General features: G+C 59.1%; 15 protein-coding genes. 10 read left to right on the top strand and 5 right to left on the bottom strand.

All coding sequences use genetic code 11. The features are described from left to right. The first annotated feature begins 10 nt into the window (after positions 1 to 10). From QEH54_RS08005 to QEH54_RS07985, 5 genes are all read left to right on the top strand, one after another. The gene (locus QEH54_RS08005; protein ID WP_309018133.1) at positions 11 to 1126 is read left to right on the top strand and encodes a rod shape-determining protein; all 1116 of its coding nucleotides are present in this window, start codon (positions 11 to 13) and stop codon (positions 1124 to 1126) included. A gap of 583 nt (positions 1127 to 1709) precedes the next feature. Further along, complete coding sequence (locus QEH54_RS08000) at positions 1710 to 2348, top strand: response regulator transcription factor (RefSeq protein WP_309018132.1); 639 nt, start codon at positions 1710 to 1712, stop codon at positions 2346 to 2348. A gap of 182 nt (positions 2349 to 2530) precedes the next feature. Next, positions 2531 to 4909 carry an ATP-binding protein gene (locus tag QEH54_RS07995; RefSeq protein ID WP_309018131.1) on the top strand — a complete coding sequence of 793 codons (2379 nt, stop codon included), beginning with the start codon at positions 2531 to 2533 and terminating at the stop codon, positions 4907 to 4909. A gap of 152 nt (positions 4910 to 5061) precedes the next feature. After that, a complete protein-coding gene (locus tag QEH54_RS07990; protein WP_309018130.1) occupies positions 5062 to 6879 on the top strand; it encodes an endo-1,4-beta-xylanase in 1818 nt (605 codons plus the stop codon). A gap of 141 nt (positions 6880 to 7020) precedes the next feature. Then, positions 7021 to 7965 carry an EF-hand domain-containing protein gene (locus QEH54_RS07985; RefSeq protein WP_309018129.1) on the top strand — a complete coding sequence of 315 codons (945 nt, stop codon included), beginning with the start codon at positions 7021 to 7023 and terminating at the stop codon, positions 7963 to 7965. Positions 7966 to 7989: 24 nt separating this feature from the next. Here the strand turns inward: QEH54_RS07985 and QEH54_RS07980 are convergent, their stop codons facing one another. Continuing rightward, entirely contained in the window at positions 7990 to 8910 is a 921-nt protein-coding gene (locus tag QEH54_RS07980; protein ID WP_309018128.1) for a uracil-DNA glycosylase family protein, read from the bottom strand. 122 nt (positions 8911 to 9032) lie between these two features. Next, a complete protein-coding gene (locus QEH54_RS07975; protein ID WP_309018127.1) occupies positions 9033 to 9626 on the bottom strand; it encodes a riboflavin synthase in 594 nt (197 codons plus the stop codon). Between the two features lie 184 nt (positions 9627 to 9810). On the opposite strand from QEH54_RS07975, the gene QEH54_RS07970 reads away from it, so the two are divergent. Continuing rightward, positions 9811 to 10452, top strand: coding sequence for a hypothetical protein (locus tag QEH54_RS07970; protein ID WP_309018126.1), 642 nt, complete (start codon positions 9811 to 9813; stop codon positions 10450 to 10452). A 66-nt stretch (positions 10453 to 10518) separates the two neighbouring features. Continuing rightward, entirely contained in the window at positions 10519 to 11253 is a 735-nt protein-coding gene (locus QEH54_RS07965; RefSeq protein ID WP_309018125.1) for a DUF3307 domain-containing protein, read from the top strand. Between the two features lie 33 nt (positions 11254 to 11286). Here QEH54_RS07965 and QEH54_RS07960 read toward each other — a convergent pair whose 3' ends face one another. Together QEH54_RS07960 and QEH54_RS07955 are read right to left on the bottom strand one after the other, a co-directional pair. Continuing rightward, on the bottom strand, positions 11287 to 11886 hold the full coding sequence (locus tag QEH54_RS07960; RefSeq protein WP_309018124.1) for a pyridoxamine 5'-phosphate oxidase family protein: 600 nt from the start codon (positions 11884 to 11886) through the stop codon (positions 11287 to 11289). A gap of 66 nt (positions 11887 to 11952) precedes the next feature. Then, positions 11953 to 12339 (bottom strand): hypothetical protein, encoded by a 387-nt coding sequence (locus QEH54_RS07955; protein WP_309018123.1) that lies wholly within the window; start codon positions 12337 to 12339, stop codon positions 11953 to 11955. A 104-nt stretch (positions 12340 to 12443) separates the two neighbouring features. Here QEH54_RS07955 and QEH54_RS07950 point away from each other — a divergent pair, with 104 nt between their 5' ends. Both QEH54_RS07950 and QEH54_RS07945 read left to right on the top strand, forming a co-directional pair. Then, the gene (locus tag QEH54_RS07950; RefSeq protein ID WP_309018122.1) at positions 12444 to 13067 is read left to right on the top strand and encodes a TetR/AcrR family transcriptional regulator; all 624 of its coding nucleotides are present in this window, start codon (positions 12444 to 12446) and stop codon (positions 13065 to 13067) included. A 57-nt stretch (positions 13068 to 13124) separates the two neighbouring features. Continuing rightward, positions 13125 to 13550, top strand: a complete 426-nt coding sequence (locus QEH54_RS07945; protein ID WP_309018121.1) for a DUF5069 domain-containing protein — start codon at positions 13125 to 13127, stop codon at positions 13548 to 13550. A gap of 141 nt (positions 13551 to 13691) precedes the next feature. On the opposite strand, the gene QEH54_RS07940 is transcribed toward QEH54_RS07945, so the two are convergent. Further along, complete coding sequence (locus QEH54_RS07940; protein WP_309018120.1) at positions 13692 to 18461, bottom strand: hypothetical protein; 4770 nt, start codon at positions 18459 to 18461, stop codon at positions 13692 to 13694. A gap of 357 nt (positions 18462 to 18818) precedes the next feature. On the opposite strand from QEH54_RS07940, the gene leuS reads away from it, so the two are divergent. After that, entirely contained in the window at positions 18819 to 21389 is a 2571-nt protein-coding gene (gene leuS / locus QEH54_RS07935) for a leucine--tRNA ligase (RefSeq protein ID WP_309018119.1), read from the top strand. Positions 21390 to 21503: the final 114 nt, after the last annotated feature.

Here is a 21503-nt window from a genome sequence, read left to right as displayed (position 1 = left end):
ACACCACAAGATGAGTACCACCAAAACAAAATCAGTGACAACTAACGCGAAAGCCAAGCAGTCGGACGAACTGCTTCTCGTCGGGCTCGATCTCGGCACCAATACGACCTGCATCCAGGTAGCCCAACCCACCAACGGCAAAGTCGACACCTGCGAACTCGTTCCATCGATCGTAGGCTACACCACTGAAGGCATCCTCCCAGGCATCATCCCTGGCGACGCCACCACCCTGTTCGGTCAGCTCGCTCTGAAGTACAAGCTGCACCTCGACCTCGTCCAGCCCCTGCGCGACGGCATCATCGCCGACATGGACGCGGCCCGCGACTTCCTCGTTCACCTCAAGGAAACCGCCGGCATCTCTCCGGACGCCGAAGTGCGCGCCGTCATCGGCATGCCCGCCAACGCTGACGCGGAAGCTCGCGAAAACACTCGCCTCGCGGTGACCGGCATCTTCGACAAGGTCATACTCATCCCCGAGCCCTTCCTGGCCGCTCTGGGCAGCCGCGAAGAAGACCAGCTGGTCAGCGGCGACTACGTCGATCCGGTCTGCAACTCGCTCTTCGTGGACATCGGCGCCGGCTCCACCGACGTCTGCCTCATCCAGGGCTACTATCCCTCCGCCGAAGACCAGATCTCTTTCCCGTTCGCCGGCGACGCCGTCGACGAAATGATTCAGGAATCGCTCCTGAACAAGTATCCGGACAGCCAGATCTCCATCGCCAAGTGCCGCGAGATCAAGGAAAAGCACTCCTTCGTGCACGGCGCCACCACCGAAGCCACCCATCCGGTCATGATCAGTGGCAAGATCAAGCAGCTGGAAGTCGCCGAAGCGGTCGGCTCGGCCTGCGACACCTTGCTGGGCAAGATCTACGAGGCGGTTCGCAACCTGATCGTCAAAGCCGATCCGGACAGCGTGCCTGACCTGCTGCAAAACATCATCATCACCGGTGGCGGCAGCATGATCAAGGGACTCGACGCCGCTCTGCAGAAGCTGCTCACCGACGAAGGCTTCGAAGGCACCGTGGTGACCAGCGTCGGCGAGGACTACAAGACCCGCGTCGCCAGCGGAGCCATCAAGGCCGCCTTCCAAGCGAAGGAGCGCCAGTGGCAGACCCTGCTCCGATAGGAAATTTTTAGGTAGTAGTAATAAAGGTAACGCTATCCACGCATTTTGTGGTGCAGGAATAGGATGGCGGGCTCTGGGAAACCGGGGCCCGTCTTTTTTGCGTTTCGAGCTTAGGGCCCAGCGCCATCCGCGCCCCAACGCCTCTCTCGCTACCCTCGCTCGAGCGCAAGCGTTCCCTAGGACTCCTTCCGCGCTCCAGCTCCCTCGACGCTTGACAGTCGCCCTCCGCCCTAGACAACCGAGCCCGCTCGCCTAGGCGCGGCGCTCGATCCGATCCGCTCCCCGCTCCAGCCACGGAGGGCGAACGCGCTCTACGCGGTACGCATCCCCTAGCGATGTCAGCCTCCAGGCGCCCATTTTCGGCCGGATAAAGAGAATCTGCGATTTTCAAATCCGATTTACCAACGGGCCGCGAACCCCGGTAAGGAAAAGGCTTAAGGCCGATATCTGGGAGAATTCCCCCGCATCGGCCTGCGAAAGCTACCCAGAAAATCTGCCGCTCCTCTGCACGCCACCCACAAAGACGCTTAAGAAAAACAACCCGAGTCCGTAACTCATAGGAGCAACAGGAAAAATTCTCATAATGAAAAGCGTCGTAATTATAGAAGATCAAACCGCAATCCGCGAAATGGTGTCAGAGTTCATCTCAATGCTTCCTGGCTATGAGATCGTGGGCTCGTTCGGCACCGGTGAAGAAGGATTGCAGGGTTGCATCAAGCTGAAACCCGAAACAGTTATCCTCGACGTTGGACTTCCTGAGCTCAGCGGAACCGAAGTTCTGCGCGGCCTTACCCTGCACGTGCCCGGTGTCAAAGTACTCGTCTTCTCCGGAAGAGCGAGCTCCGCGAACATCCGCGAACTGCTGTCGGCCGGAGCTCAAGGTTATGTCGACAAGATGGATGGCTTCGATGAGTTCAAGAAGGCTCTCGATATTATCTCCGGAGGCGGCACCTTCATCGGCCCGAAGATGGCCAGCGTGATGCGTTCGCTCATCCTCAACCCCGACTCCGCATCGAGCGAAATCCCCCTTTCCGACCGCGAAAAGCAGATCCTGCAGCTCGTGGCCGAATCGTTCTCCACCAAGGAAATCGCAGCTCGCCTGAACATCTCCGTGCGCACCGTGGACAACCACCGCACCAACATCATGCGCAAGCTCAACCTCCACGACGTGGCCGCCCTCACCCGCTACGCCATCAAGAACGAACTCATCTCGCTTTCCTAAGCGCTGCCCCCAAGCGACGCGCCTATTCTCAACACCACCGATCGATCGTCCCGCCCCACGGCAGCGATCCTTCGTTCACACTTTCAAGACCGCGTTCGGGGAAGGATCCCCGCTCGCGGCTCTGAGTTGAAAGGACTCAACTCGGAGAAACCCACATTTCCCAAACCCACGGATGGATTTAGATGCTAAGCGAAAGCAATAGCAAAGACTCACAACGGACCTGCGCCTCCGATCGGCTCCCCGAAGCCGAACGCTCCCCCGCGCCTCGCCCGTCCCAGCTCGGACCAGCCGCGCCCAGCGGTATCGTTCCCGACTGGAATTTCTTCGCATCGCTCAACATCCCTGGCGAAAACGCCGCCTACACGCTGCACGACGGCACCCTGCGCTTCCTGGAAGCCACCAAGGAAGCCAGCCGCATCTGGGGCCACAGCCCCATCCAGCTCAAGGCCGAGACCTTGGCCTCCCTCGTAGCCAACCATCAGGACCTGCGCCATTGGCTCTTCGACGTCGAGGCGACCCAGCAATGCGAGCCCTTCCGGGCCGACTTGTCGAAATCCATCCTCGCTCATCGCAGCCTCCACCTGAAGGCGATCCCCCTTTTCATCAGCAGCCAGCCGTCCCAGACCCGCGTGGTGGTGAAGGCTGTGCCGGCCACCGACGCCCCCTGCAACGCCAAGGCCTTCCCCGTCAACCTGAACCTTTCCTCGACCCACTCCTTCCACGGAAAGTTCGAATCCGCCAGCGCCAGCTGGGCCGAGCTGCTGGGCGGAAGCATCGAACAGTTCAAGGAGCTCTCCCTGGGCGACCTGATCATCGACGCGGACCGCGATCGCCTGGAAGACTTCCTGGCCGATTCGCAGTACTCCGACTCCGTGCTCTCCTGTATCCTGCGCTTTCGAGCCGACGCCGGCCGCATCAAGTCACTGCTGCTCTCCGCCCGACGCGACGCCTCCCAAAGCAAGCTCATCGTGGAAGCCAAGAACATGACCGTGGAGGGCGACAACCCGGCCATGGACCTGCTCAAGACCTCCGTGGAGCTGGTGCGCGAGAGCGTGCTGCTGCTCATGAAGGTCGGCCCGAGCTTCCGCATATGCTACGCCAATCGAGCCTTCGAAGACATGACCGGCTACCGCTACTCGCGCGTCGCCGGCAGCTCTCTGGCCTGCCTGCACGGTCCCAAGACCAACGCCCGAGCCATCCTCGAAATCGAAGAAGCCCTGCAACGCGAAAAGGAGCACAACGGCAACCTGCTGCTGTACCGCAAAAGCGGCGACTCCTTCTGGGCCAACGCCTACCTGATCCCGCTACGCGACAATACCGGCGACGCCAACTACTTCGCCGCTATTCTCGAGGACGCCACCGAGGTGCGCACCGTCTCCGACGAACTGGCCAAGAAGAACGACGAGCTGCAGCAGGCCCTCTCCGATCTCAAGGAAACCCAAAAGAACCTGATCCAACAGGAAAGCCTGCGAGCCCTCGGCCAGATGGCCTCCGGCATCGCTCACGATTTCAACAACCTGCTCGCTCCCATCCTCGGCTTCTCCGAACTCCTGCTCACCGTGCCCAAGGCCATGCAGGACGAGGCCAAGCTCAAGAGCTACCTCAAGAAGATTCAAGTGGCCGCTCAAGACGGAGCCGCCGTGGTCAGCCGACTGCGCGAGTTCTACCGCTCCCAGAACAGCCCGGAGGAGTTCATCCAAATCCAGCCCGAGGAGCTGCTCTGGCAGGTCAAGGAGCTCACCCGCCACCGCTGGAAGAACCAGGCCGAAGCCAAGGGCCTGAACATCCAGTTCAAGATGGATATCTCATCCGGTCGAGCCATCATGGGCAACGAGCCGGAGCTGCGACAGGTTTTCACCAATCTTATCATCAACGCGGTCGACGCCATGAAGGCGGACGGCTCCATATCCGTCACCGTCTGCGATCGCGGCGAGAAGGTCTGCATCGAAATCGCCGACACCGGCTGCGGCATGAACGAGGAAACGCGCCGCAAATGCCTCGAACCCTTCTACACCACCAAGGGCAAACTGGGTACCGGCCTCGGTCTATCCATCGTCTTCGGCGTGGTGCAGCGCCACCACGGCAGCTTCACCATCGATTCCCAGGAGGGCCAAGGCACCCGCATCCTGATGAGTTTTCCCGCCATCCAATCCACCCGCAAAGCGGAAACCGGTCCCGAAGCAGCCGCCGACAACAAGTCTCTGCGCATCATGCTCGTAGACGACGAAGAGGTGCTGCTGGAGGTGGTTTCCGAACTCCTAGTCAGCGGGGGCCACACCGTCGACGTCTACGGCGATCCGAACAACGCCGTAGACGCCTTCAAAGACAAGGAGTACGACCTGGTCATCACCGACCGAGCCATGCCCCTCATGAGCGGAGATCAGCTCGCCGCGGCCATCAAACGCGTCGCGCCCCACACCCCGATCTTCATGATCACCGGCTTCGGCGACTTGATAAAAGACTCCGGCGACCTGCCGGAAAACATCGACGAAGTCATCGGCAAGCCCGTCCCCCTCGACGTGCTCAATCGCAAGATCTCAGATCTGCTAGCTCGCCGATAGGACCCACGATCGGTCGCCTGCCAAGCGACACCCTACCTCGTAGCCGCCCTACCGCAAAAGGCGTCCCACGCGCTTTTCGAACGCGCAAATACGATCGCGTTGCATGGCGTTGACCTGCCCGGTTCACTGCTCGCAACTCCCCCCAAACAAACATGACGAAAACCGCTACCCGTTTCGCCGCCGCAACCGCCTTTCTAGCCATTGCGGCTATCGCCAGCAGCAGCCTGTCCGCTCAGGACATCTCGCACCGCAAAGCAGACCTCACCGTGCAGGTGCAGACCGGCTCCGGCACGCCCCTCGAAGGCGCCACCGTAGAGATCGAGATGCTCAACCACGCCTTCCGCTTCGGCTGCGCCGTGGAGTACGACGACATCAACCCATCCTCGAACGACTACGACGAGTTCACCGTCACCCAGCTTCAGAAGTACTTCAATTCCACCACCTATGGAAACATCATGAAGTGGACCTATTACGAGGCCCGCACTGATGAAGTAAACCAAGCCCTCGCCGCCCTGCCCCAAACCTTCAACGCCTTCGACGGTCCCGACAACCTCCGCCTGCGCGGACACGTCACCGTCTGGGGAGCCGAGTATCAGGTCCCCGACCGCGTGCGGAGTTCCGATGACGGAGCCTACATCAGCGAGCAGATCCTCAACCACGTCTTCGACTACCACACCACCTTCAAGGACTCCGGCATCGACAACTACGACCTCTACAACGAGCACTTCAACGTCCCCGAACTCCTAATCGACAAGATCGCCTCGCCGGACGACATGGCCGCCCAGGCCGCCGAAGTCGCCCGCTGGTTCAACAAGGCCAAAGAAGCGGATCCCAACGCCATCCTCTTCATCAACGACTTCAATATCCTCAACGACTGGAGCAACACCGACAACCAGGTGAAGGCCTACAAGGCCTTCATCGACGCCGTGCGCGACGCTGGCGGCCAGATGGATGGCATCGGACTCCAGGCCCATATCGACCACCCGAATATCTCCAGGGAAGTGATCACCCGTCGCCTCGATCTGCTCGCGGCGGATATGGCTCCCACCGAAAACCACCCCAACGGCCTCCCAGGACTGCGCATCGAAATCACCGAGCTGGACATGGCGGTCAAAAACGAGATCCACAACGCCAGCTGGGTTCCCTGGACCAACGCCACCATGGAAGAACAAGTCGCTCAGACCGACGCCGTGATGTCCGCCGCCTTCGAGCACCCTTCCGTCGACGGCATCACCATCTGGGGCCTCGACGATTTCCGGCACTGGCGCGGCAACGCCATCATGTACGACAACCTCGCCGAGGGCAGCACCGACCGCAACCGCATCCACCAGGAACCCGTGCTCAAGGAGACCGGCCAGCTCTACATCGACAGGGTTCTCGGCGATTGGTGGGAAGATCATAGCGGCAGCTCGTCGGCGAACGGCGACTATACCGCCAACACCTTCAAAGGCACCCACCGGATCACCGTCACCTTCGACGGCGAAACCAAGGAACAGATCGTCTCTCTCGACGACGCCCAAACCCTCACCGTCACCTTCGCCGCCGAGGCCGCAGACGCCACCACCTACGACGCTTGGGTCGACTTCATCGAGTGGGATTTCGCCGACACCGCCCGAACCGCCGATCCCGACCAGGACGGACGCAACAATCTTCAGGAGTATCTCACCGGAACAGACCCCCTAGCCATCGATAGCACCGCTCGCTACCCAATCATCAGACAAAGCGACGGCAGCCCGCTCACTCTCACCTTCCCCTCTAGAGCTCAAGGCGTCGAAGTGCTGATCGAGTACTCGCCTGACATGCAGACTTGGACAGACATAAACGAGCTCGCATGGCCCGACGTAGTCCCCACTCCTCAGCTCGACCTAAATTCGTCCACACAATCTAACGGCCAGGCCATGCACACGCTCACGTTTTCCAATATTACGGGCTTCTTCCGCGTCACCCTCTCCGAACCGAGCGCATCCTAGACGCGACGCTCGCACCGCATCGCCCCTTGCTCATCGGTAAAAAACCGATGAATGAAACCGCTTTGTCGACCATGGTACTTGCACTGCTACGTAAGCCCCACCCCAGGCTCGACTGCAACAATTGCCTAGAAGCAAAGCGATATGCAAACCATAGAGGAATCTCCGAAACTCGACTTCGCCCGCTCTCAGAGTAGCGACTACGAAAAGCGTTCCACTGTCCAAGACGAAGCGCAAGACGGCGAACAAGCGTTTGAAGCGGCCCTCGAGCTGGCAAGCTCCACGAGCCAAGGCTATACCGATACCGGACTGGCCGCCTCCAGCCGCCAATCCGACACCCAAGCGATCCGTGAAAAAGCCATGCCCAAGAGCCAAGCGCTCCTAAAACACAATATCAGCTGGGAAGGCCGAAACCAGATCCAGCAGTTCGCGCTGATGAGACTAGACGCCCGCATGAGCGCCCACGAACAGAGAGAGTCCTTCGATGCCGATTCCTTTTACGTTCGCTTTGCCGATACGCCGTCGACTTCGAATGCTTCGACCGAGTACGTCTTCACCGAACAAACTCGCGGAAACGCAACTACCGACGCACGACAATTCGACACCAACAACGACGGCATCCTCACAAACGCCGAGTTCGAGCATCCGCACGCCCATGAACGCAATATTTCGGAAGCCCTCAATGACGGGAAGGTAGAACTCAAGGAATTCACGAGCCTGTTCGAATCGGAGGAGCTTCCGAAAATCGAGCTGGAACTGATCTTCGAACGCTTCGACATGGATCGGGACGGCGTGCTCAGCCCCGAGGAATTCGAAGCTGCCATGGAGTACATCGTCCAGCTCCTGAAGCAAAAACAGGAGCTTAAGGAAGAGGCGAAACGCCAACAGTCCGAGCTCGCTCTATCCCACGAAAACGCCTCTGGAGCGATCGGCTCAAAAGGAGCTTTCATAGACCGGATCTTCGCCCGCCCAGCAAGTAGCTCCTACGATCAGAGCGAAGACAAATCTCCCGACAAGGCTTTCGTCCCCATCCATAACTCGCTTCAACTCGCGAGCTGGAAAGACTCAGACACCGCGGGCGACAACTAAGGAGTCCGCGTCACCAAATCTTCCCTACAGGAAAAATCCCTGCTGACGCTCGCTGATCGGCAAGCCTGCCTTCTCCATCACCTTCAGCCAATCCTCCCAAGCGGCCCGCTTGTCGCGCTTGGTGTCATTGCGCAGCAAATACGAAGGATGGTAGGTCGGCATCACCGGCACGCCCTCGAACTCCTGCCACTGCCCTTTCACGTCGCGAAGACTGCGAAACGAGTCCGCCCCCAGCAAGCCCTTCACCGCGGTGGCCCCCAAGGCCACGATGAGCTTGGGCTGCACCACCGCCACTTGAGCTTTCAAGTAAGGCAGGCAGAAATTCATCTCCTCCAGCGTGGGGGGACGATTGCCGGTCGGCGTGGGCATCTCCGGACGCCAGTTCATGATGTTGCCGATATAGACGTCCTCTCGCTGTAGCCCCATGGCTTGGATCATCTTGGTCAGCAGCTGCCCCGCCTTGCCCACGAATGGCTCGCCTTGGATTTCCTCGTCCGCCCCCGGAGCCTCGCCGCAGAAAAAGATATCCGCGTCGATGTTGCCCACCCCGAAGACCACTTTCTTGCCGGGCTTCACGTGCTGGTTGCACACGCGGCAATTCAGCACCATATCCCGCAAGGCCTCCCAGCGGGTCTTCTTATCGCCCTCGGGCAAGGTCACGCTCGGCGGGCGCGGCAGCTTGGCTCCCTGTCCCGCTCGAACCGCCTTCTTTTTGACTTCAGTTTTCGACGCCTTGAACACCTCGTCGAAGTCCGACGCGTTGGCGGAACGCACCTGCTCGGGGATCGACTCCAAAACTTGGGTACGTGTCGCTTCGTCCAGCTGCGGAGCCTTGGCGAACTGCTTAAGAGCGCGTATCGCGTCCTCGGATACGTTTACCCGAGACACGCCCGCCTTTCGCAACCGTTTCAACTCGTCGACCAAGGCCTCAACTTCCGCTTTCATACGCTCCTATCCTGCAATCAATCACCCAAAAGAACATCCGCGCCTATCTGCGCCCATTGTCTTCGCTACGCTCGAGTGTCGTCACTCCATTCCTCGGTAGTGGTTCCAAATTCTCACGCGACTCAACCCCGCTGAGCCACGATCTTTTCCGTATACTTGGCGATCAGATCGAACTCCAGGTTTACCAAGTCGCCCGCCTTGCGTTCGCCAATCGTCGTGACCTCCATGGTGTGCGGGATCAGCCAGATGGTTATCAGCCGCCCTTCCTCCTTGGCGATGGTCAGCGACATGCCATCGATAGCGATGCAGCCCTTGTAGACCACATAATGCTCAAAGCCTTCCGGGATCTCGATCTGCAGCAACACATCCTTGCCCTCCGGCCGCAGGGTCTTGATCACGCCGGTGCAATCCACGTGGCCGGACACGAAATGCCCGCCGATGCGGCCATCGAAACGCAGGCTGCGCTCCAAGTTCACCGTGCCTCCCGTTTCCAGAAAGCGCAGGTTGGTCACCCGTCGCGTCTCCTCCAGAACGTCGAAGGAAAGCGTGCCATCGCCCACTTCCACCACGGTCAGGCAAACCCCATTGGTCGCCAGACTATCGCCAATCGACAAGCCCTCCGAGACCGTTTCGACCGCCACCGTGTAGCGCCACGAACCTTCCAGCTCTTCGAGCGAAACCACCCGCCCTTTTTCCTCAACAATTCCGGTAAACATATGCGAATCGCAACCATGACCAGCCCCCGAACACTTGCAAAGCCAAAGATCGTCGCCCCCGAAAACGCCTTCGCCTCTCGACGTGCCGACACATGGAGACTCACATAAACCTCTTTTAGGTTATAAATCTAAATTAAACCTTTTTATGTTTACTTTTATAAAATAAACCTTTTTACATTTATTCATGATTTCCGTTCTCACGGGCGATATCGTCAGCTCGCAAACCCTCGAGGCGTCTCTGCTGGAGGCGTTGCCGAGCCATCTGGCTGGGGCGGCCGGGCTCGCTGGTCTCTCGACCTCTCTCGAAGTCTTCGGAGGCGACAGCTGGCAAACCACTTGTCACCCGCCCCATTCCGCCCTCTCGCTGGCCGTCGCCATGCGGGCCTACCTGCTCGGGCACCACGGCATAGAGACACGCATCTCGATCGGGGTGGGCGGCTATGACAGCTTGGTGACGGAGAAAATCTCCCTCTCTCAGGGCGAAGCCTTCGTGCTCTCCGGCCGAGCCCTCAAGGACATGCCAGACGATCGCCGCATCAGCATCCAACTCAGCGAAGGTTTTCACAAAAAAGACCAACACCTTCTCCAGGCCGCGGTCGCCCTGCTCGATGGATTGGTCGCGGAATGGACGGGCAAACAGGCCCTCGCTGTCGCTCTGGCCCATCTCGATCTGCCCAACTACGAACTGGCGCAAAAGGTCTCCCCTCCCATTTCCCCCCAAGCCTTCGGCAAACACCTCGCCGCCGCCAAATGGCCCCTCATCCAGGACGCCCTTTCGTCCATCGAACACGGACTCCGCGACCTCCTCGCCGAGGTCGGCGACTAGACCGGCAGCCAAGATTTTCCAAAAAAAAGCATTCACCCCTCGGCCTTCAGAACTCACCATCCTCCCGTGCCCTCCTTCGATCTGACTCTTCTCATTCCTCTGCTAGCGGCCCACTTCCTCTCCGACTTCGCCCTGCAACCGGACGCCATCGCCCGCAACAAGCAACGCATCGGCACCCTGTTGCTGCATATCCTCATCACCGGACTCTGCGCCTACCTGCTGCTGGGCGACTTTCGCGAATGGCGCATTCCTCTCCTGCTCGCCGCCACCCACGGCATCATTGACCTGCTCAAGCTTCGCCTCGCCCCCAATTCCTCGCGCGACGCCGCGGCCTTCGTGGTCGATCAGCTGGCCCACTTCGCCATCATCTTCGCCGTCAGCGCCGTTGACTGGACCCGCGTCGGCATGCTTGCCCCTTGGTGGAAGCCTCACAATCCCGAAGGCTACCTCAACACCCTGCTCTTCCTCGGCGGAGTCATCGCCGTGACTCAAGCCGCCGGCGTATTCATTTCCAAACTACTCCCCAAGCTGCTCGACACCGACACCGTCGAGCTGCAGTCCAACACCGGCTTCGCCAAGGCAGGGCGCTACATCGGCTACCTGGAGCGCCTGTTGCTGCTGCTCTTCGTCATCACCGGACAGCTCGCCGCCGCCGGTTTCCTCATCGCCGCCAAATCGGTCTTTCGCTTTCAGAAAACCCAAGAAGACCGCAAGCAAACCGAATACGTCCTGCTCGGCACTCTGCTCAGCTTCACCACCGGCATCGCCATCGCCTTCGCCATCAAGGCCATGATGCCCTAACGGTAGGGCGGGGCCGCCGCCCCACGCCTTTCCTCATCCGCTTTTGAGTTCCCCCAACCGAGCTTCCAGCTCCTCGATACGTTGGCGCAGCGGACGCATCGCCTCCTCCACTTCCACCCGAGTGAATCGCTGGGTGATGAACTTCGGGCAATTCCAGTCGAAGCCCACCACCTCGATCACGAAAATCCGCCCGTGCCCCGCCGGCTCCAGCCCCAGCAACGACGCCAGCTCCGGATCATCCTGAGGCGAAATCACCTTGGCCCGACCGATGATCTTCAGCCGCTCGCGAGCTCGATAATCCATAAGAAACAGCGACACCCGATCATTCGCCGACACATTGCCCACGCTGATCATCTGACGATTTCCCTCCAAGTCCGCAAAGGCCAGCCGCCTCTCATCCAGGACCTTCAAAAACCCCTTCGCTCCGCCTCGGTGCTGCACGTACGGCCAGCCGTTTTCGTTTGCACTCGCCAAATAAAAGCTGTCGCGCTCCGCGATAAACGTCCTTTCGGCCAAGCCCATCGCAATCAGTCGATCGCCATCATCGCGAACCATACCGACCCGTCTATAGTTTTCGAGCTGGGCTCGTTCAACCGCCTCCGTCTGCAATATCCGTCTGTATTGATTCCTCATAAAGCGCCCAACAGTTAGAGCCCGCCGTCACGGCGGGCAGATAATCATGGAAGACGTACCCTTCTCCTAAAACGTCACTACATTCCAGCCCTCGGCCAAATACCGGCGGATGCTAAATACACCTGCCATTCCCTCGACCTCATTGTCACCCACAAGAGCTATCCCCGCGCTCTCCAGCCCTTCCACCGCTTCATTGCGCACCGCGCAACTCCGCGACGCTCCCACGATATGAGGGCGCAACCGGTCGTAGATCGCATTGGCCGGGTGGCCTAGCTCGCTCAACTTAGCCGGCCAACGCGTGCCTGAGCCAACAAAGGCGATGGCCAACTCGTCCCCCGCCCTACGGCACTCGTCGGCCATAGCAAGGGCATTCAACATGCGCGTCAGGGCTTCCTGAGTCGCATCCTTCGCATCCGTGAGGATAATGATCGCTGTCTTCAATTTCGTTTTCATAGGCAATGAGCACAAATAGACTGATCTGTATACCTCTCGTCAACTCCTAAATATACAGTTCTGTCTATTCTTGCCTTTTCATCGCAAACCGCAAGCGTAGCGCCATGTCTGAAATCCAGTCGCCAGCCCCTCGCAGCTCTCCCAAACGGGATCTGCTGCTCGCCACCGCCTTCCGACTCTTCAACGAGCGCGGCTACCACGCGGTGGGCATCGACACCATTCTGGCTGAAGCGGGCGTGGCCAAGATGACCCTCTACAACCACTTCAAATCCAAGGACGAGCTCATCGCAGCCGCCCTCGATCGGCGAGCGAAGGACATCCTCGTCCATCGGGAAAACGCTCTTTCGCAGGCTGGCCGCGATCCCTTCGACAAGATCGCGGCTCTCTTCGACGGCTACGGCTCCTGGTTTCGCTCCGCCGACTTCAAGGGCTGCGCCTTCATTCGAGCGGTGGGCGAATTCCCCGACGCCGACCACCCGATCAATCAGCTTGTGCAAGAGCAGAAACAGGCCCTTATCGATCTCATCGAATCGTTCTGCGAAGAAGCCGGCGCCGACGACCCCACCTCGCTCGCCCAGCAAATCTACCTTCTGGCCGAAGGAGCCATCGTACGCGCCCACACCTTCAGTTCCCCCCAAGCGGCCGACCTAGCGAAACACGCCGCCCTCACCCTGCTCAAAGCAGCCATCCAGAGATCGCACCAGGACTTGCCCACCCACCTGCTGTGATCCTCCGCCCGGCCGCGGCCTCGTTTCTAAAAAACAACCTCTCTTCAAATTCCCGCCATGATCCCACCCGCGCCCACCGAAACGCTCGCCAACTGCATGTGGCTTCCCCGCATCCTCGGAAAAGCTCGCCTCATCGCGAGCGGCCAGCTCCCTGAATCCTTCGCCCGCCTCTTCTGTTCGCCACACGGCATGGACGGCGTCTTCCTCAAGCGCTTCGAACTGACTCGCGACGACATCGAACGCTTCGCTGCCCTCTCTGACCAAGCCGCCGCCCGCGCCTTTCTCGACCACCCCGATGTCACGCCCGAAAAAATCGAAGCCTGGAATCGCGACGCCCCCCAATTCGGCAAGCCCGGCTACCCGCTAGAAAACGTCTTCCCGGTCGCCCTCGCCGAACGCTACCCCGAAGTCCAGCGCCTCAAGCCCCAAACCGTCTTCGAAATGCTCGCTGCCGACGACGCTCGCCTGCGCTCCTCAGCCTAAGCCTGAAACAGTCTCGCCGACACGTCCCAGCACCCCACGCCACGCCACGCCACGCCCGGCGTCCATCGCTTGAGGATCACTAGGCGCAACCCTTTCCTGTAACGTTGCAAAATCGAGTTGCATCCCCTCAGCGCGGTCGACTCACCTCTCGAGCACTGCTGCACCGATTGCTTCGGCCTGCAGTCTCCAGATTTCGTGTCCTTCAGAGAATGGGGCGTCCATGCGAAAGGTTTCATAACCATCCGCATCCACAGAATCGATACGCTGAAGGAGAGCCGGAAAGCGCTCGCCACTCTCCACGTTGAGCCATTCGAAATACGGCCGAAACCCCTCTTCCGCGGGGATGCGAACCTGCACCGATAGGCAACCCGCATCTTCCGTTTCCTCCAGGCTCAATTGAAACGGATTGTCGAAACGACTCTCGTTTCCTCCTAGCAGAAACTCCATGCGCAAGTCCAAGTCGTCTTCACCGGCATCAGCATCCGGCGCGATCGATATCAAATCCTTCCCTGGGAAACGCTCTAGCTCCCACGTATCCAAAATCCCATCCTCATCGCGATCAAGGTCGGTCGGCGCCAGGATATCGAAAAAATGCAGCAGCTTCGCATCCTCTTCCGCTTCGCTGATCGCCTGAACGACGATGCGATAGCGCCCTGCTTCCAATCCATCGATCGAATCGCTCCAGCGATTTTCCTCACCGCTAAACACGAGCTCTTCGCCACCCAGTCGGATCGTGGAAATGGGATCCGGGGCGAACACTCTTCCGTCGATCGATACAGCGCCATTCGTCGAAAGCTCGCTCGTATCCAGATTATCGATCACCAGGTCGAAGGGCCAGCAGCCCATTGGTACGATATCGAAACGCCCCACCAAAATCCTCCCATTCGTCAAGCTCAGCGCCAGTCCATCTTCGCCCCATCGCTCCAACCCAACGATTTCCTCGGCTAGATCCGGCAAAGCCAATCGTCTGATTTCTCTGCCTCGCACGCTATCGTAGCTGACCACGGATCGCTTGTCGGAGAAGTAGAGCCTTCGCTTGGACTCCTCGTAGAGCACATCGGTGAACTGGCCTTGATAGGAAACGTCACTCAAGCCGCTTTCATCGATAGCGAGCGGGCCGAGAACGTTCATACTCTCGGTCGCGACTCGAGAACCCTGCGCTCCAACAACCACATCACCGACCAAATCGATTCGATTCTCGTAGCGACCAATCTCTCGCTCGAACGGCTCAGCCTTCCGCACTCCATCTTCAACCAACTCCAAGCGGCCAACGTAGCAATGCGGCGAGTTGCCTCTCAGATAATAGATCCGCTGGCCAGCCTCATCTACGAAGACATCTTCAAACTCGCCCGAGAACACGTCGATCGTAGATGGCAGGATCGCCCCATTTCGACTCCTTGCAATGCGTCGTTCTCCTACGAATACGCAATCGCGCTGGCTTTCGTCCAATACGAGAAATCCAGACAAGCCAAACTCCAAAGCTCCATCGAGATCTTGGGCTAAAACCTCTGTGGCTTGCCCGCTTTCGAGATCCAGACGTACGATCCGAGCTGGCCCGCTGAACCCAATCAGAACCGATTCGCCGTCTTCGGAAATCTGCATTCCGACAATCGGCTCATCGAAACTCGCGACACGCCGGGTTTCCGAGGTGTAGGGATCCACTTCGCGTACCGAAGTCCATTTCCCAACGGTGTAATCCTCCTCGTAGTTCGTGTATCCGACCAGCTTCCGGCGCAGCGGATTCCATCGCGCTTTTTTGATGGCATGCGGGATCTCTACCCACTCGTTCAACTTCAGCGTCTTGCTACCTTGACCGGAAACGACGAGCTGATCGTTGCTCGACACTGTATCCACGTTTTCAGACAGCGCCCAGATACGCACTTCGAAGGCGGCTAGATCAACCGGAGTCAGTCGAAGCGACACCTCTCGCGACTCCCCCGCCTCCAAGGCGTCGAATCCCAGTTCGATCCCCCGATCAAGATCGATCGCCACCGACGCCTCTTCCACGTCTACACCATGCGGGAGAAGCCTGCCCTCAGTCGTAACGAGCACTCTCACGTTTCTCGCCACTTGCTGCGAACCATTCGCCACTTCGAACCGGATTTCAAACGGCTCGCCGATCTGGGCGCGACCGCTTTGCGAAAGCAAACGCGCAGAGACGTCTCCCTCTTCGCCTCTAGGAAGCAAACGAGGGTCATCGAAGACCACGAGTTTGCCCGTCTCAGTGATCAAGCAAAACCGTCCTTCGTCCAAAAGGATCACCCTGCTGGGCACGTCTCCATCTGAACGGAAAAGCAAGTCTGCCACTCGTCGATAGCTCTCCAAGTCATAGACCCAAATGCTGTTTTTCAGAACGAACAACGCTCGATTGGAGGAGCTATCCACAGCAAAGTCCGATGGATTCGTCGCCACATCCCCGAGGCCCTCAAACACTCCCTCCAAGCTCAAGTCCGGCAAGCGTGCAATGCGTCCCCCCAAGCCGAAAAGCTTGTCGCCCGCCCGAAGCGCATCGCCTTGATAGTCCTCCAAAGGGCCCGTCTCCAATGATTCCTCTATCTGGAAATCCGATTCGCCAAGGGCGATCCTATTGATTCGCCGAGAGGAACTGAATCCATCCACCGAATACAGGTGCGAATCATCCTCGCCTTGCACCAAAAGCAACATGTCGGGATGTCCCACTTCGGAAACGCCGGGCGAACCGTCGCGATAGTAGACGGTCTCGTAGGCCGATGTTCCCGCCTCGCTTTGCGAAACGATGACGTCGTTTGGACGCCCCTCCGGACAGAACAGCCTCCACGCAACGAAACGCTTTTCGTATTCAGATTGTCCCGACGCAGAGCTCCCTGTCGCCATCTCGAATTCGGTCTCCAGCTCCCAACGCTCCAGATCGATTCGCGCCAAGCTGAAGCGGCCATTGAGAGCCACGAAGGCTTTTTTGAAATCGGAGCTCACCGCTAAACGATACGCATTGCTATCTTCGCCCAAGCTTAGATAGCGTTTGATTTCGCCGTTGCTCGGATCGATCTCGGCGAAGGAATTCGCCCAGGGCTCGGCCGCATTCGCGCCCAAGGTCGCAAACAAGGTACCACTGTTGGGGTTGTAGACTGCATCGCCGGAAAGATGCAAATCGTAGCCGGACCATACCCGCAAGGGCTCCAGCGTCATGCCGACTTCATCATTAGGCCCTTCGACCAAGACACGGGCGCCGTTCATCTCTGCAGTCGCCACCAGCCACAGAGTCATGCCTCCACCGGCCATCCCTACCTGGCCGCTTCCCAGCGCCTTTCTCGTCCCGTCCGCAGCCAGCAAGCTAACCGAGACCGTCGAGTTGTAGTTGTTTTCCAATTCACCCTCGAAATCGAGCGCCTGTACCATTAGCCCGTACTCGACGCCCTCCTCCAGCATCGGACCAAAATGCACTGCGAATCCGGAAGCTTCGTTGTCTAGAACGGTGAACTGCGCCCGTACCCGCCCCGCTTCACTAAGCCCTCTCGCCTGCGCCACGAGATTCAACACCGTGGCCCCCGTGCGATCGTTGTTTTCCGGGAACCTTATTTCGAACTGAGTCGAGCGGCTCGTTCCCTGAGAAATGACAACCTCGGCGGGAAACTCAATCAATCCCTCGTAGTCGCTGCTCAGCTCGACTACCACGTCTTCGAGCGCGTTCGCCCCGAGCGAAAGAGCGGCTTGCAGAGAATCGCCCTCCGCGTAGCGGCTCCCCTGATAATCAACGAGCCTCAGCCGGTACTCGTCGTTGTCCACCACACGAATCGCAACGTTCGCGTTTCGTCCCCCGACCTCGAAGGTCATCTGCACTGCCTCGTCGAGATTGATATCTCCATTTTCCGTGGCCTGAAGCGCGACGTCCACTTCAGCGTCGCCCGCTCGCAGCTTCACCCATTCACTCGCGATTCGATCCTCCGTAGCGGACACCAAACGCACCATCACGTCGTTCTCGAACGCAGGATAAACGGATACTCGTCCGACCACAGTCTCTCCTTCGTCCACAGAATCTGGAAAGTCGAAACGAACCGACAAGTCCTCGTCGTCCAACGACCACACCGAGAGCTCCTCTATTTCCACACCGTCTCGCTTGACGACGTAGGTCCTCACCTCTTCACCATTCACGACCGCGTCGTCCTCTATCGAAACCGCAAACGTGGCAGCGTCCGCGCCGGCGGGGTAGACGCCCTCCCCCTGCAACCGCCCTTCGAAATAGAATTGATAGCGAGCCGCCGCCTCAGGAGGCCGGGCCTCCTTCACCTCCACTTCGAACGCGCTTTCCGCTTCGCCCACAGACTGGGGATGATAGAAAAAAACGCCTTCCGCATGGTGCGCTTCCACCTGAAAATAGTCGAAAGCCCAGCCGCCCCTCGGCCACGGCTCATCGTCGCTTTGCAACAAGCTGAAAGTGAGTCGGTACTCTTTGGTCGGATCGTAGTCAGGAACCGCCTCGGTCATGCGAAAGGAGTACCGAACCTGCCGTTTCCCAGAATCGTTTGGCCAAAAGTCCGACAGCCAGACGATCGACCGTTCGAGACCTCCATCGACGCTCAAGAGGATCGCATCAGGTGCACCGGTGAAAACGGGACCTCCCTCCCCTAAGCTAAAGCAATCCGATGACACTTCGACCCGATCTCGCCCCTTCACCACCACATCGACGCTCAGCTTGTTCTCCACATAGGCGCCGGCAGCCTCCGTATCAAGCACCAGCCACTTGCTCCGATATTCATCCAGCGAAAAGTCCGCGATCCAGTAGCGACCGCCCTCGTCCTGATACGTCCAAGCCTTCCCCAGCTCGAAGGATTCGAAGTCGTCAGAAAACAAGACCTCGGATCGAACGATCTGAGGAACCAGCAAGGCGAAACCAGCTCCAGCAACCAGAGCGAAAAAAGGGGCAGCAATTCTCATTATCAGGGAGTCGTGACCATCGCCCTAGTGACAGCGCTTAGAAAGAGCAAGAAATCAGTCTAACCCACCAACCAAAGCGACTCGCAGACGAGGCCTCCCCTCGCTAACCGCCCGAATTCCCCCTCGCGCAGCACCCGCAACCGTTTTCGGCAACGTTACAAAAAATAATTGCTTTCGTCGAGGCGACCCCCGCCCTTGACGCCCCCTCGCAATTCCCCAACATCCCTCCTCTTTTTCCACTAGAAAACTCACGAAACCAAAACCACCCACGCTTAGAGCAACCGATCCCCATCCCACCATCACAATCTGAGCAAATCCGTGTCATCTGTGGTAAAACAACCCGATCAGCTTTCCGTCATGGCAACAAAATCCTCCGACTACAACTTCAGCGAAATCGAGCCGTCCTGGCAAAAATACTGGGACGAGCGCAAGACCTTCGCGGCCTCCGACGAGACCGACAAGGAGAAGTACTACGTGCTCGACATGTTCCCCTATCCCTCGGGAGCAGGCCTGCACGTCGGCCACCCGGAGGGCTACACCGGTTCGGACATCCTCGCTCGCTACCAGCGCGCCAAGGGCAAAAACGTGCTGCACCCCATCGGATGGGACGCCTTCGGTCTGCCGACCGAGCAATACGCCATCCAGACCGGCCAGCCGCCGCAGGAAACCTCGGTCAAAAACATCGCCAACTTCCGCGAGCAGCTCCAGCGCATCGGCTTCTACTACGACTACGATCGCGAGGTGAACACCACCGATCCCAACTACTATCGTTGGACTCAGTGGATCTTCCTTCAGCTCTTCAAGCGCGGCCTGGCCTACGTCGACGAGCGCCCGGTCTGGTGGTGCGAAGCCCTCGGCACCGTGCTGGCCAACGAGGAGGTCATCGACGGAAAATCCGAGCGCGGCAGCCACCCAGTCGTTCGCAAGAACCTGCGCCAGTGGGTCTTGAAAATCACCGCCTACGCGGAACGCCTCCTGGAAGATCTCGACACCGTCGACTGGCCGTCCTCCACCAAGAAGATGCAGACCGAGTGGATCGGCAAGTCCACCGGCGCCACCGCTCGCTTCGGCATCGTGGACTCCGACAAGACGCTGGAAATCTACACCACCCGTCCGGACACCCTCATGGGCGTGACCTACATGGTCGTTTCCCCCGAGCATCCGCTCATCGACGAGCTCACCACGACAAGCAATGCGGAAGCGGTGCAGACCTACAAGCTGGCCGCGGCCAACAAGTCCGATCTGGAGCGCACCGACCTCGCCAAAGACAAAACCGGCGTCTTCACCGGCTCCTACGCCATCCACCCCATCACGGGAAAACAGATTCCGATCTGGGTGGCCGACTACGTTCTCATTTCCTACGGCACCGGCGCCATCATGGCAGTGCCCGCCCACGACACCCGCGACTTCGAGTTCGCTCAGCAGTTCAATCTGCCCATCGTGCCCGTCATCAAGGGCGGCGACGATGACGAACTCCCGTACATCGGCGACGGCGTGCTCATCAACTCCGGCGAATACGACGGTCTGCCCTGGCAGGAAGCCAAGGAAAAGATCACCGAATCCCTCGCCGCCAAGGGCCAAGGCGAGGCCTCCACCCAATACAAGCTGCGCGACTGGCTTTTCTCTCGCCAGCGCTACTGGGGCGAGCCTTTCCCTGTGGCATGGGTTTCCAAGTCCGACTACGACTCGGCTGTCGCCTCAGGCGTCCTCGAAGGTTGGATACCGGAACAACCAGTGGTGTTCGAAACCGAGTCCTCCACTCTCTACGCCCTACCCGTTCCGGAAAAGGCCCTTCCGCTCACCCTCCCGCATGTGGAATCCTACGAGCCGTCAGGCTCCGGCGAGTCTCCACTCGCGAAAGCCACCGACTGGCTGGAAATCTGGTACAACTACGAAACCGGCGAATACGTCCCTGCATCTCAGGATAAACCCGCTGGCGATCGCTGGGTGCGGGCCACTCGCGAGACCAACACCATGCCCCAGTGGGCCGGCTCCTGCTGGTACTACCTGCGCTACATCGATCCCAAAAATTCGGATACGTTCGCTGACCGCTCCAAGCAAGACTACTGGCAGGTGCCCGATCTCTACATCGGCGGGGCCGAACACGCGGTGCTTCACCTGCTCTACGCCCGTTTCTGGCACAAGGTGCTTTTCGACGAAGGCGTCGTGCCGACCAAGGAGCCTTTCACCAAACTCTTCCACCAAGGCATCATCCTCGGAGAAGATGGACAAAAGATGTCCAAGAGCCGCGGCAACGTCATCAACCCGAACGTCATCATCGACGAGTACGGAGCCGACACTCTGCGCCTCTACCTGATGTTCCTCGGACCGCTGGAAGCCATGAAGCCTTGGTCCAGCAAGGGCATCGAAGGCGTGCATCGCTTCCTCAAAAAAGTCTGGCGCTGCGTCGTCGCCGAAGACGGCCTGTCTCCAAAGATCAAGGACAGCTCCGACGCGGACGACAAGGAGACCCTAAAGGCTATCAACGAATGCATCAAGAAGGTCACCGACGACGTGGAAAACCTCCGCTTCAACACCGCCATCTCCGCCATGATGATCTTCGCCAACCACCTTCAGTCCACCGACTCGGTCAGCAAGGACACCGTCAAGAAGTTCATTCAACTCCTCGCCCCCTTCGCCCCGCACATCGGCGAAGAGCTGTGGAGCCGCCTAGGCGGCGAAGCCAGCATCACCACCGCAGGCTGGCCCGCAGTCGACGAATCCGCTCTGGTGGTCGACGAAGTCAATGTGGTCTTCCAAGTCATGGGCAAGGTCCGCGGCCAAGCGACCGTATCCAAAAGCGCAACACAGGACGAGGTGCTCGCCATCGCCAAGGCCGACCCCAAAGTCGCCGCCCATATCGACGGCAAAACCATTCGCAAAGTCATCTACGTCCCCGGAAAGATCCTAAACATCGTCGCCAACTAATATCCGCCCACGAATCACACCAATCTTCACGAATCCGAAATGTGGGAAGCGAACTCGGGTCGCGATCAACAGAACCCCATCAATCCGTGACTATTCGTGATATTCGTGGGCAGT

Origin of the sequence: Pelagicoccus sp. SDUM812003 (genome assembly GCF_031127815.1) — a bacterium.
Classification (GTDB): Bacteria; Verrucomicrobiota; Verrucomicrobiia; order Opitutales; family Opitutaceae; genus Pelagicoccus.
Note: the sequence above shows the minus strand (reverse complement) of the source record. Positions and strands in the feature narration are given on the sequence as shown.

What these genes read in the sequence shown, in the direction of transcription:
- QEH54_RS08005 (WP_309018133.1), top strand. Translation starts at nt 11, where the DNA reads ATGAGTACCACCAAAACAAAATCAGTGACAACTAACGCGAAAGCCAAG.
- QEH54_RS08000 (WP_309018132.1), top strand. Translation starts at nt 1,710, where the DNA reads ATGAAAAGCGTCGTAATTATAGAAGATCAAACCGCAATCCGCGAAATG.
- QEH54_RS07995 (WP_309018131.1), top strand. Translation starts at nt 2,531, where the DNA reads ATGCTAAGCGAAAGCAATAGCAAAGACTCACAACGGACCTGCGCCTCC.
- QEH54_RS07990 (WP_309018130.1), top strand. Translation starts at nt 5,062, where the DNA reads ATGACGAAAACCGCTACCCGTTTCGCCGCCGCAACCGCCTTTCTAGCC.
- QEH54_RS07985 (WP_309018129.1), top strand. Translation starts at nt 7,021, where the DNA reads ATGCAAACCATAGAGGAATCTCCGAAACTCGACTTCGCCCGCTCTCAG.
- QEH54_RS07980 (WP_309018128.1), bottom strand. Translation starts at nt 8,910, where the DNA reads ATGAAAGCGGAAGTTGAGGCCTTGGTCGACGAGTTGAAACGGTTGCGA.
- QEH54_RS07975 (WP_309018127.1), bottom strand. Translation starts at nt 9,626, where the DNA reads ATGTTTACCGGAATTGTTGAGGAAAAAGGGCGGGTGGTTTCGCTCGAA.
- QEH54_RS07970 (WP_309018126.1), top strand. Translation starts at nt 9,811, where the DNA reads ATGATTTCCGTTCTCACGGGCGATATCGTCAGCTCGCAAACCCTCGAG.
- QEH54_RS07960 (WP_309018124.1), bottom strand. Translation starts at nt 11,886, where the DNA reads ATGAGGAATCAATACAGACGGATATTGCAGACGGAGGCGGTTGAACGA.
- QEH54_RS07955 (WP_309018123.1), bottom strand. Translation starts at nt 12,339, where the DNA reads ATGAAAACGAAATTGAAGACAGCGATCATTATCCTCACGGATGCGAAG.
- QEH54_RS07950 (WP_309018122.1), top strand. Translation starts at nt 12,444, where the DNA reads ATGTCTGAAATCCAGTCGCCAGCCCCTCGCAGCTCTCCCAAACGGGAT.
- QEH54_RS07945 (WP_309018121.1), top strand. Translation starts at nt 13,125, where the DNA reads ATGATCCCACCCGCGCCCACCGAAACGCTCGCCAACTGCATGTGGCTT.
- QEH54_RS07940 (WP_309018120.1), bottom strand. Translation starts at nt 18,461, where the DNA reads ATGAGAATTGCTGCCCCTTTTTTCGCTCTGGTTGCTGGAGCTGGTTTC.
- leuS (WP_309018119.1), top strand. Translation starts at nt 18,819, where the DNA reads ATGGCAACAAAATCCTCCGACTACAACTTCAGCGAAATCGAGCCGTCC.